General features: G+C 63.7%; 10 protein-coding genes. 7 read left to right on the top strand and 3 right to left on the bottom strand.

All coding sequences use genetic code 11. The annotated features are described in order from the left end of the window. Window positions 1-99: 99 nt before the first annotated feature. The gene (locus tag D769_RS08010) at window positions 100-1,488 is read left to right on the top strand and encodes an MFS transporter (RefSeq protein WP_008643856.1); all 1,389 of its coding nucleotides are present in this window, start codon (window positions 100-102) and stop codon (window positions 1,486-1,488) included. 55 nt (window positions 1,489-1,543) lie between these two features. Here the strand turns inward: D769_RS08010 and D769_RS08015 are convergent, their stop codons facing one another. From D769_RS08015 to D769_RS08025, 3 genes are all read right to left on the bottom strand, one after another. Beyond that, window positions 1,544-2,530, bottom strand: a complete 987-nt coding sequence (locus tag D769_RS08015) for a tripartite tricarboxylate transporter substrate binding protein (RefSeq protein WP_008643857.1) — start codon at window positions 2,528-2,530, stop codon at window positions 1,544-1,546. A 68-nt stretch (window positions 2,531-2,598) separates the two neighbouring features. Beyond that, window positions 2,599-3,411: an SDR family oxidoreductase gene (locus tag D769_RS08020; RefSeq protein WP_008643858.1), complete on the bottom strand. Its 813-nt coding sequence runs from the start codon at window positions 3,409-3,411 to the stop codon at window positions 2,599-2,601. Between the two features lie 37 nt (window positions 3,412-3,448). After that, window positions 3,449-4,291 carry an IclR family transcriptional regulator gene (locus D769_RS08025; protein ID WP_008643859.1) on the bottom strand — a complete coding sequence of 281 codons (843 nt, stop codon included), beginning with the start codon at window positions 4,289-4,291 and terminating at the stop codon, window positions 3,449-3,451. A 308-nt stretch (window positions 4,292-4,599) separates the two neighbouring features. Here D769_RS08025 and D769_RS08030 point away from each other — a divergent pair, with 308 nt between their 5' ends. From D769_RS08030 to D769_RS32265, 6 genes are all read left to right on the top strand, one after another. After that, window positions 4,600-5,463: a branched-chain amino acid ABC transporter permease gene (locus tag D769_RS08030; RefSeq protein ID WP_008643860.1), complete on the top strand. Its 864-nt coding sequence runs from the start codon at window positions 4,600-4,602 to the stop codon at window positions 5,461-5,463. A gap of 19 nt (window positions 5,464-5,482) precedes the next feature. Continuing rightward, window positions 5,483-6,511, top strand: coding sequence for a branched-chain amino acid ABC transporter permease (locus tag D769_RS08035; protein WP_008643861.1), 1,029 nt, complete (start codon window positions 5,483-5,485; stop codon window positions 6,509-6,511). Next, window positions 6,504-7,268 carry an ABC transporter ATP-binding protein gene (locus D769_RS08040; protein ID WP_008643862.1) on the top strand — a complete coding sequence of 255 codons (765 nt, stop codon included), beginning with the start codon at window positions 6,504-6,506 and terminating at the stop codon, window positions 7,266-7,268. Before D769_RS08035 ends, D769_RS08040 begins: the two co-directional genes overlap by 8 nt. Beyond that, on the top strand, window positions 7,255-7,962 hold the full coding sequence (locus D769_RS08045; RefSeq protein WP_008643863.1) for an ABC transporter ATP-binding protein: 708 nt from the start codon (window positions 7,255-7,257) through the stop codon (window positions 7,960-7,962). The genes D769_RS08040 and D769_RS08045 overlap by 14 nt, the downstream gene beginning before the upstream one ends. A 102-nt stretch (window positions 7,963-8,064) precedes the next feature. Continuing rightward, window positions 8,065-9,237, top strand: coding sequence for an ABC transporter substrate-binding protein (locus D769_RS08050; RefSeq protein ID WP_008643864.1), 1,173 nt, complete (start codon window positions 8,065-8,067; stop codon window positions 9,235-9,237). Between the two features lie 207 nt (window positions 9,238-9,444). Beyond that, the gene (locus tag D769_RS32265; protein ID WP_008643865.1) at window positions 9,445-10,311 is read left to right on the top strand and encodes a hypothetical protein; all 867 of its coding nucleotides are present in this window, start codon (window positions 9,445-9,447) and stop codon (window positions 10,309-10,311) included. Window positions 10,312-10,346: the final 35 nt, after the last annotated feature.

Raw genomic sequence — 10,346 nt, forward strand, 5'->3', positions numbered from 1 at the left:
TGGCGGGGCCGTTCTCTTCCTGATCCAGGGCGCCAAAAGCGGTCTGACGGGGTCTCCGGGCCCGGAATGGCAAGCCCAAGCCGCTCTCTGCCCCGTTCCATGCAGCCCCATCAAGGACTCCCCTATCCCCAGCGTGCCTGGGCAATCCTGACCGTCTTCTGCGGTCTCATCATGGCCGTGCTCGATGGCTCGATCGCCAATATCGCGTTGCCATCGATCTCCCGTGAGCTTAACGCCGAAGCCGCCAGCACGATCTGGGTCGTCAATGCCTACCAGTTGACCGTTACCATCTGCCTGTTGCCGTTGTCGTCACTGGGCGACATCCTCGGCTACAAGCGTGTGTACCGGACTGGGCTGGCAATCTTCCTCATCGGATCGCTGCTCGCCGCATGCGCGGTGAACCTGCCGATGCTGGTGGCGGCCCGTGTCATCCAGGGCATCGGTGGTGCCGGCATCATGAGCGTCAATACCGCGCTCGTGCGATTCATCTATCCGCCGACCAAGCTCGGACGCGGTATCGGACTCAACGCGCTGGTGGTTGGCGTGACGATCGCCGTTGGCCCTTCACTCGGCGCGCTGATCCTTGGCATCAGCAGCTGGCCGTGGCTGTTCGCGGTGAATGTACCGGTGGCCATCGTCGCGCTATGGATCTCGCGCTGGGCGCTGCCTGACACACCGGCCCAGCCGCGCGCGTTCGACTATCCCAGCGCCGTGCTGTCCGCAGTGGTCTTCGGCATGTTTATCCTCGGCGTCGACAGCATGGGGCACGCAACACTGCGCGTCGTTGGCGCGATCGGGATCGCGTTGGCCATCGTCCTCGGCTGGCTGCTGGTGCGTCGCCAACGCGGGCGTCCGGCGCCGCTGGTACCGGTCGATCTGTTCGCGAGCCGCGCCTTCACGCTGGCTGTCGGCACATCGTTCTGCTCGTTCATGACGCAGATGCTCGCGTTCGTAGCCTTGCCGTTCTATCTCGAGTATCAGCTTGGACGCAGCCTGCAGGAAACGGGCTTGCTGATCACCCCCTGGCCGCTGATGGTCGCCTTGATGGCAGCGCTGTCCGGCAGGCTGTCGGACCGCTATCCGGCCAGCATTCTGGCAGGCGCGGGTCTGATTATGCTGACTACCGGTCTGATTGGCCTGGCCTTGCTCTCGCCAACCGCCAGCAGCTTCGATATCGCCTGGCGCACCGCGCTGTGCGGTATCGGCTTCGGCTTCTTCCAGTCCCCGAACAACCGGGCGATGATCGGCGCCACGCCACGTGAGCGAAGCGGCGGTGCCAGCGGTGCTCAGGCAACGACGCGTCTGCTGGGACAGACCACGGGAACCGCAGTGGTCGCGCTGCTGTTCAGCCTAGACAACGCTGGTGCGGCGAGAACCGCGCTCTTCGCCGCCGCCTGCGTGGCGGCGATCGGCGCAATCATCAGCTTCAGCCGGCTGCGCGACGCCCTGCCCGCACCGACCGAAGGCGCGGCCGAGCCGGACGCCTGACTACCCAAGGGCCAGGACTCGCGAGAGCCCCGGCCCTTGCCGGGAAGATGCGGTATTAGTCCGCCTTCGCGCCAGAATCCTTCACGACCTTCGCCCACTTGGCGATCTCGCTGCGCTGATACTCAGCCAGCTTCTCAGGCGTCCCGAGAACCGGATCGAGACCCAACGTCTTGAGCTTTGCCTGCACGTCGGGCTGCGTGAAAATGCGGTTCATCTCGGCGTTCAGCTTGACCACGATCTCTTTCGGCGTATGTGCCGGCACGAAGACCGCGAACCACGATGTTGCCTCGTAACCGGGCAGGCCCTGCTCGGCGATAGTCGGGATGTCCGGTGCGGAGGCCGAACGATGCGCACTGGTCACGCCCAGCGCGCGCAGCTTGCCCTCCTTCACCACCGGCAGCGCGGACGGCAGGTTGTCGAACATCATCGTGATGTGGCCGCCCAGCAAGTCCGGAATGGCCATCGCCCGCCCCTTGTATGGAACATGCTCGATTTTCGTTCCCGCCATCGTGTTGAACAGTTCGCCCGCCACGTGCAAGGACGTACCGATACCCGGCGTGCCAAACGTCAACTGCCCCGGCTTGGCCTTGGCCAGCGCAATCAGTTCCTGCACGTTCTTCGCGGGCACGGACGGATGCACGACCAGCACGTTCGGCGTGGACGCCAACAGGATCACGGGCGTGAAGTCCTTGACCATGTCATAGGGCATCTTGCTGTACAGCGCGCCATTGATCGAATGCGTGCCGACCGTGCCCAGCGCCAGCGTGTAACCATCGGGCGCTGAGCGGGCCACCGTCTCCGCGCCGATATTGCCGCCCGCGCCCGGCTTGTTGTCGACGATAACGGGCTGCCCCAGCGAGAACTTCTCGGAAAAAATCCGCGCAAGAATGTCCGGCGCACCACCGCTCGGAAAGCCGACCACCATGCGGATCGGCTTGGCCGGATAGGCATCGTTCGCCTGCGCGGCGGGAATCGCCGCTAACGAGGCCGCGGCAGCCAGCATCGCCACGACATGGCGACGCGTGAACATTCGTACATACATGGATCTGTCTCCTGATTCTCCGGGCTTTTCGCCTCTGGATATGGGATAGGCCCGCGCGGGGCCCTGAGTTAAACGACGATGTTGCCAAACTCCTTGGTGACCTGGTCGTGCAGCCGACGCATGCCACGCAGCCACCGATCGTAGTCTTGCCCCTTGCGACGGTAGTACTCCAACACCTCGGGGTGCGGCAGGATCAGGAAGCTCTCGTTGGCGACGCCTTCGAGCGTCTTCTCAGCCACGTGCTCGGCCGTGACCGAACCAGCCTGCAGGAAGCCCTTGCGCTCGCCGCCCTCGCCGAACAGCATCTTCGTCTGCACACCCTGCGGGCAGATGCAGCTCACCTTGATGCCGCGGTCGCCGTAGGTGATCGACAGCCATTCGGCAAAGCCGATCGCCGCGTGCTTGGTCACGGCATAAGGCGCCGATCCGATCTGCGAGAGCAGACCCGCAGCCGAGACCGTGTTCACGAAGTACCCATCACCACGTTCGAGCATCTGCGGCAGCGCAGCCTTGGCCGCGTGGATATGCGCCATGACGTTGATTTCCCAGATGCGCTGCCATTCGTCCGCGGTGGCATCAAGGCCCTTGCGCAGGATGATGCCGGCGTTTGAGCAGAACACGTCCACCTGACCGAAACGCTGCGTGGCGGTGTCGACCAGATTCTGCACGGCTTCGGCATTTGCCACGTCCACGCGTTGCGAGAAGATCTGGCAGCCTGGCGCGGCCGCCACTGCCTCGGCGGCCACCTGCGACGCGCCGGCCTCGTCAATATCCGCCACGGCGATGCCGCGTGCGCCGGCACGGGCAAACGCCAGCACCAGGGCGCGTCCAATACCGGTGCCGCCACCGGTCACGATTACGGTCTTGTTGCGAACTTCCATGCATGCCTCCAAGGTTCGATGTCTGCGATGAATTGGGTCAGGCTGGCCGCCAGAGTCTTGCCGCGAGCGCGTCCGCCAGCTCGCGAATGCGGGGGCCAAGATTGCCTTCGAGAATTTCGGGCGATAGCCGCGTGGACGCCCCGCCGATGTTGATCGACAGCACCTCCGAGCCATCCGCCAGACTCACCGGCGCGGCGGCGCCACTCACCGAACGGTCCCACTCGGCGTGCGCCATGCAGAAGCCGCGTCGCGCGTGTTCGCGCAGTCCACGCTCGAGCTTGGTGCGGATGGATGCCCAACGCGGCCCGTGGTGACGCTCGAGCTCGGCGAACACCGCGCCTCGCCGATCGGATGTCAGGCCCGCCAGCCACGCCTTGCCGATGGCCGAGGTCGCCATCGGCAGCCGCGAGCCAGGCGTGAGCCTCATCACCAACGCACCACGCGGCTGGCACACCTCGAGATACACCATATCGTGACGATCCGGCGCCGCCAGCGCCACCGTGCAGCCAGTGGCAAACGCCAGAGACTGCATCAACGGCTGCGCGATATCACGAATGCCGGCCCCCGAGAGATAGCGCTGCGCAGGTAGCATCGCCGCCTGGCCAATGCGGTATTTCTCCTGGGCCTCGACGTACACGAGGTACCCGAGGCTGGCCAGCGTGTACGTCAGGCGCGAAACGGTTGGTCGGGGGATGCCGGTACGACGCGACAACTCCGCATTGCCAAGGAAGTCATCGTCCGGTCCAAACGCACGCAGCAACTCCACGCCGCGGGCCAGCGCCGTGACGAAGTTCCGATCCCCATCGTCGGCGGGACGCGCGGCATCGGCCGATACCAGGGCGGTATCGGCAGGCATCGGAATCGAGGTTGTGCGCTTCATTTCGACTTCATATCAGTTTCCGGCAAGGAACGACCGTGCTATGTGCGGAAAGAATAAAGGTCATACACACGGCAAGTAAGGCAAGGTCCGTCCGGACGCAACTTTCACACTGAAATCAGGGATAACGCGGAGGTTCTGAAAGGCTTCTGCAAGCCCATATTTCGCACAGCGGAATACTACGTCCGATCGCTTGACGCTACTTAAAACGCTATGCAACAGTCGTCAAAAAAGAACGACCGTGCGAGAACGTCACGGCGTCAACAGACAGTGTCGGTACAAACCCCTGTATCGGCGCAAGGAGACGGTTCATGGCATTGTTTTTTCAGCAGTTTCTCAATGGCCTGACTTTGGGCGGCGTCTATAGCCTGGTCGCACTCGGGCTGACCCTGGTCTACGGCATCCTGCACGTACCAAACTTCGCGCACGGCGCGTTCTACATGGCCGGCGCGTATGTCTCGTACTACGCCATGACCACGCTGGGCATGAATTACTGGCTGGCCATGCTGGCGGCGGCCGTCGTGGTGGCCGTGCTGTCGATGCTGGCGGACCGCCTGGTCTTTTATCCGCTGCGCCATGCGCCCGAGGTTCACGACATGATCGCCGCCATCGGCATCCTGCTGTTTCTCGAAGCCGGCGCGCAGGCCCTGTGGGGGGCCGACTTCCACCGCATGCCCACGCCGTATGGTCAGATGGTCGAGATCTTCGGCCTGACCGCTCCACTGCAACGGCTGTTGATCATCGTCGCGGCATTCGGCCTGATGGTGCTGCTCCACCTGTTCCTGACGCGCACGGTCACGGGTTCGACGATCGTCGCCATGGCGCAGAACCGCGAAGGCGCCGCGCTGGTCGGTATCGACGCCATGCGCGTGACACTGCTTGTGTTCGCGATCTCTGGCGCGCTGGCCGCCATCGCCGCCACACTCTACGCGCCGATCAACCTGGTCTATCCGAGCATGGGCAACCTGGTCATCACCAAGGCGTTCGTGATCATCATCCTCGGCGGCATGGGCAGCATCCCCGGCGCGATCGTGGGCGGGCTGATCATCGGCATGGCCGAAAGCTTCGGTGGCTTCTACATCTCCACCGACTACAAGGACATCATCGCCTTCCTGCTGCTTGTGATCATCCTGTCGGTGCGTCCGCAGGGCCTGTTCGCCGGCAAGACCGCCTGACAGGAACCAGGAGACCACCATGAAAACAATGCAAGGCAAAATCGGCTGGACGCTGTTGTTCGTCGCGGCCATCGTGTTTCCGCTGGCCGTCCCCAACAGCTACTACCTGACGGTGATGACGCTGGCCTTCATCATGGCCATCGCCACGCTCGGGCTGAACCTGCTGACCGGATACACGGGCCAGCTCAATCTCGCGCATGGCGGCTTCATGGCTATCGGCGCCTACACCCTGGGCATCCTGACCGTCGACCATCAGATGCCGTACTGGCTCGCGTTCGCGTTGTCCGGCGTGGTCTGCATGGTTTTGGGTTATGTCGTCGGCACGGTGTCGCTGCGCCTGAAGGGGCACTACTTCTCGATCTTCACGATGTGCGTGGGCTACATCATCTATCTGCTGATCGAGAAATGGGAGAGCCTGACCCACGGTGCGGTAGGCCTGATCGGCATCCCGGTCCCGGCTTCGATCGGTCCGATCGCCTTCGACAGCGTACAGGCGCAGTACTACCTGGTGCTGGTCTTCCTGGCCCTGGGCACATTCGTCATGCATCGCATCGTCAGCTCGCTGGTCGGCCGCAGCTTCATGGCCGTGCGTAACAGCGATGCTCTCGCGGAAGCGCTCGGCATCAACCTGATGCGCACCAAGGTCCTGTCGTTCGTGCTCTCCGTGGGCTACGCCGGATTCGCCGGCGCGCTCTATGCCGGCCAGGTACGCTTCCTGGGTCCGGACATCGCCCGCACCGACATCACGTTCGACATGGTCATGGCGATGCTGGTCGGTGGCACGGGCACGCTGCTCGGTCCGCTGCTTGGTTCGCTGCTGGTACCGTGGGTCACGCAGACCCTGCAGTTCCTGCAGGACTACCGGATGCTCGTGTTCGGTCCGGTGCTGATCCTGCTGATCATCTTCGTGCCGGATGGCATCGTCGGTTCGTTCCTGAAGCGGCAAGTCCGCCGAGCCGCCGCCGCGCGCCGTGGACAGATGGCCGCCGCGCGCCCGACGCAAACCACGTCCGTCCCGACCACCCGCCCCGGAGCCGAGAATGCTTGAGATCCGCAATCTGACCAAGAAATTTGGCGGCCTGACCGCGGTGCACGATGTGTCCGTAACGTTTGAGACCGGCCATATCAACGCGATCATCGGTCCCAATGGCGCCGGCAAGACGACGTTCTTCAATCTGATCGCTGGCACCCATGCGCCGACATCGGGCCAGATCCTGCTCAAGGGACAGGACGTCGCCGGACTGCGCGCGGACCAGATCGCCCGCCTGGGCGTGGCGCGCACGTTCCAGGCCACCTCGCTGTTCGACCGCGCGACCGTGCTCGACAACCTGATCGTCGGCCATCGGCTCCGCACAAAGTCCGGGCTGGCCGACGTGCTGTTCAACACGCGCCGCCTGCGCGAAGAAGAGAAGCTGTGTCGGGAGAAGGCCGAGGCCGCGCTCGATTTCGTCGGGCTGTCACACCTGGCGCATGAACTGGCTGCGGATATCACCCAGGAAGCGCGCAAGCGCGTGGCGTTCGCGCTTGCGCTGGCCACTGACCCGGATCTTCTGCTGCTCGACGAACCTGCCGGTGGCGTGAACCCGGAGGAGACGGTCGGCCTTGCCGAACTGATCCGCAAGATGGTCCGGCACGGCAAGACCGTCTGCCTGATCGAACACAAGATGGACATGATCATGCGACTGGCCGACAAGATCATGGTGCTCAACTACGGCGAAAAGATCGCTGAAGGGACGCCAGCGCAGATCCAGCAAGATCCGCACGTCATTGAAGCCTACCTGGGAGCCGACCATGTTGCAGCTTGATCGCGTCTCGCTGTCGTACGGCAGCTTCCGCGCCCTGGACAATATCTCGCTGCACGCAGGCGCCGGAGAACTTGTGGTACTGCTTGGCGCAAACGGCGCGGGCAAGAGCTCCATCTTCCTGGCGATGAGCGGCATCCATCGCATCAGCGGCGGCAGCATGCGTTTCGACGGCCGCGAGCTTGGCGGGATGAAGCCGTCGCAAATCGTGCAGGCGGGACTCGTGCACTGCCCAGAGGGCCGCAAGCTGTTCCCCGCAATGAGCGTCGAGAAGAACCTGACGCTTGGCGCCTATGTGCATCGCCGTGACCGGGCCGGCATCCGCAAGACGCTCGAAGAGGTCTACGAGATGTTCCCGATCCTGCTCCAGAAGAAGGATGATCCCGCGGGATCGCTGTCTGGCGGGCAACAACAAATGGTGGCGCTGGGCCGCGCGCTGATGAGCCGCCCGCGCGCGCTGCTGCTCGACGAGCCCTCGCTGGGTCTTGCACCGCTGGTGGTCAAGCAGATGTTCGAGATCATCCAGCGCATCAATCGCGCCGGCACCACCGTACTGCTGGCGGAGCAGAACGCCTACGCGGCGCTCGGCATCGCCCATCGCGCCTACGTGATCGAGAACGGTCACATCGTGATGGAAGGTGATCGCGATACGCTGCTGAAGGACGAGGGGATCAGGAAGGCGTACATCGGCGGGTAATTCGATTCGCCGAACTGGCTGGATGCACCCTTCTCTCACTCGCGGGAAAAGGGCGATAAGGGCGTAGAGAACAAGCGCAGTCAAAACTCAAAGGAGACAGCAATGCAGTACAAGACATTGGGTCGTTTCTTCCCGCTGGCCGCATGCGCGGTGGCGGCATTGGTCGCATCGGCACCGGCATTGGCGCAGGAAGTGGTCAAGATCGGCTACACCGGCCCGCTGTCGGGCGGCGCGGCGCTCTACGGCAAGAACGTGCTGTCGGGCATCCAGATGGCTGTCGACGAGATCAACGCCAGCGGCCTCGAGGTCAAGGGCAAGAAGGTCAAGCTGGAAGTCGTCTCGCTCGACGACAAGTACGCGCCTGCCGAAGCCGCGATCAATGCGCGTCGCCTGGTGCAGCAGTACAAGACCCCGGCGGTGTTCGTACCCCACTCGGGCGGCATCTTCGCGCTGCAGGCCTTCAATGAACAGGAAAAGTTCATGGTGATGGCGTACTCGAGCGTGCCGCGCATCACCGACGCCGGCAACAAGCTGACGATCCGCATCCCGCCGGCATACACCGGCTACATCGAGCCGTTCGTCAAGGCGCAGATGAAGCGCTTTGGCAAGAACGTGGCGCTGGTACCTGCCGACCATGACTACGCCAAGGCCTGGGTGCAAGCGTTCGTGCCGGCCTGGGAAGGCGCGGGCGGCAAGGTGGTGGGCAACAATCCGATGTCGTACACCAAGGCCACCGACTTCTACACCGGTGTTTCGCGCGCCATCGCCGACAAACCCGACGTGATGTTCGTCGGCGGCCCATCGGAGCCGACCGCGCTGGTGGTCAAGCAGGCGCGCGAGCTTGGCTTCAAGGGCGGCTTCATCATCATGGACCAGGCCAAGATGGACGAAATGGCCAAGGTCACGAACGGTCTGGCCATGCTCGAAGGCTCGATCGGCGTGATGCCGCTGGTCAACGACGCACGCCCGGTGGCACAGGCCTATAACGCCCGCTACAAGAAACTGCACGACGGTCGCGATGCCACCACGGAAATGTCGCTGAACTACACGATGACCTGGGCGCTGGCCAATGCCATGAAGCTGGCAGGCACCACCAGCGACGCAGCGGCCATCCGCGCGAAGATGCCCGAAGCGGTCAAGACGCTGCCGAAGGATGTCAATCCGAACGAGGTGGAAGGCATCGACGCCAAGGGCGGCTCCATGGCCGATACCGTGGTTGGCTGGGTGCAGAACGGCAAGATCGCGCCGGTACGCCTGTCGGAACTGGGCAAGTAAGCAGCCCGCCGGAGAGAGACGACGGAGGAGTGGGACCCTGCTGGCGGGCAAGCCAGCGCCATAACTAGAATCGCAAGTGGAGAGAAAGCAAAGGGCGTCCGATGATTCGGACGCCCTTTGTCTTTCAGGAGGTGCCGCTGGACATCCACCCCCTATCCCGCTAGCTGGCGAGGGTGAAACACCACGGACTCATCAACGACCGTCGTTATGTGCCTGTTCCTCACGACTCTGACGCGCGCGCTCCTGCTGCGCCCGTTGTTGCTGCTGTTGCTGTTGCTGCTGCTGTTGTTGCTGTTGTTGCTGCTGGATCTGGCGCTGGCGGTCCTGCTGTTGGCGCTGTTGCTCCTGCATCTGCCGTTGCTGCTCCTGTACCTGCCGCTGTTGTTCCTGCGCCTGGCGCTGCTGATCCACCTGTTGCCGCTGCATGGCCTGCTGACGCTGCTGCTCGAATTGCTGGCGCTGTTGCTCCTGGAACTGGCGTGCGTGTTCGAGCTGCTGTTGCTGTTGCTGTTGCTGCTGCTGCACCTGCCGTTGTTGATCCATCTGCTGGCGTTCTTGCGCTTGCCGCTGCTGGTCCATTTGCTGCTGCCGCTGCTGCGCCTGCCGCTGTTGATCCATCTGCTGGCGTTCTTGCGCCTGCCGTTGCTGGTCCGACTGCTGTTGCCGCTGCTGCGACTGCCGTTGCTGATCCATCTGCTGACGCTCTTGCGCCTGGCGCTGCTGATCGAACTGCTGCTGACGCTGTTGCGACTGCCGTTGCTGATCCATCTGCTGACGCTCTTGCGCCTGGCGCTGCTGATCGAGTTGCTGCCGCTGCTGGTCCTGCGCCTGTCGCTGCAGCGCCTGCTGCTGACGCTGCTGGAATTCCGCGGACTGCCGCTGGCGTTCTTCCGTCTGGCGTTGCTGGTCGAACTGCTGACGCTGGATCGCCTGCTCCTGTCGTTGGGACTCCTGCGGCAGACCACGCATCTGGTCCGGCCGCGGCGCGAAGCCGCGACCGCTCTGGGCCGCCTGGCTAACCCGCACATCAGGTTGCCACGGCATTGCCTGGGCTGGCTGCCCACCCCGGCGTGAACCCTGTTGCGGCCGCGCTTCCTGCGTCGGCCCCC

The sequence above is a fragment of the Cupriavidus sp. HMR-1 genome (assembly GCF_000319775.1).
Classification (GTDB): Bacteria; Pseudomonadota; Gammaproteobacteria; order Burkholderiales; family Burkholderiaceae; genus Cupriavidus; species Cupriavidus metallidurans.

Excerpts from the sequence above, each read along its gene's own strand:
- D769_RS08025 (WP_008643859.1), bottom strand. The coding sequence starts at position 4,291 with ATGAAGCGCACAACCTCGATTCCGATGCCTGCCGATACCGCCCTGGTA.
- D769_RS08050 (WP_008643864.1), top strand. The coding sequence starts at position 8,065 with ATGCAGTACAAGACATTGGGTCGTTTCTTCCCGCTGGCCGCATGCGCG.
- D769_RS08045 (WP_008643863.1), top strand. The coding sequence starts at position 7,255 with ATGTTGCAGCTTGATCGCGTCTCGCTGTCGTACGGCAGCTTCCGCGCC.
- D769_RS32265 (WP_008643865.1), top strand. The coding sequence starts at position 9,445 with ATGTGCCTGTTCCTCACGACTCTGACGCGCGCGCTCCTGCTGCGCCCG.
- D769_RS08035 (WP_008643861.1), top strand. The coding sequence starts at position 5,483 with ATGAAAACAATGCAAGGCAAAATCGGCTGGACGCTGTTGTTCGTCGCG.
- D769_RS08015 (WP_008643857.1), bottom strand. The coding sequence starts at position 2,530 with ATGTATGTACGAATGTTCACGCGTCGCCATGTCGTGGCGATGCTGGCT.
- D769_RS08030 (WP_008643860.1), top strand. The coding sequence starts at position 4,600 with ATGGCATTGTTTTTTCAGCAGTTTCTCAATGGCCTGACTTTGGGCGGC.
- D769_RS08020 (WP_008643858.1), bottom strand. The coding sequence starts at position 3,411 with ATGGAAGTTCGCAACAAGACCGTAATCGTGACCGGTGGCGGCACCGGT.
- D769_RS08040 (WP_008643862.1), top strand. The coding sequence starts at position 6,504 with ATGCTTGAGATCCGCAATCTGACCAAGAAATTTGGCGGCCTGACCGCG.
- D769_RS08010 (WP_008643856.1), top strand. The coding sequence starts at position 100 with ATGCAGCCCCATCAAGGACTCCCCTATCCCCAGCGTGCCTGGGCAATC.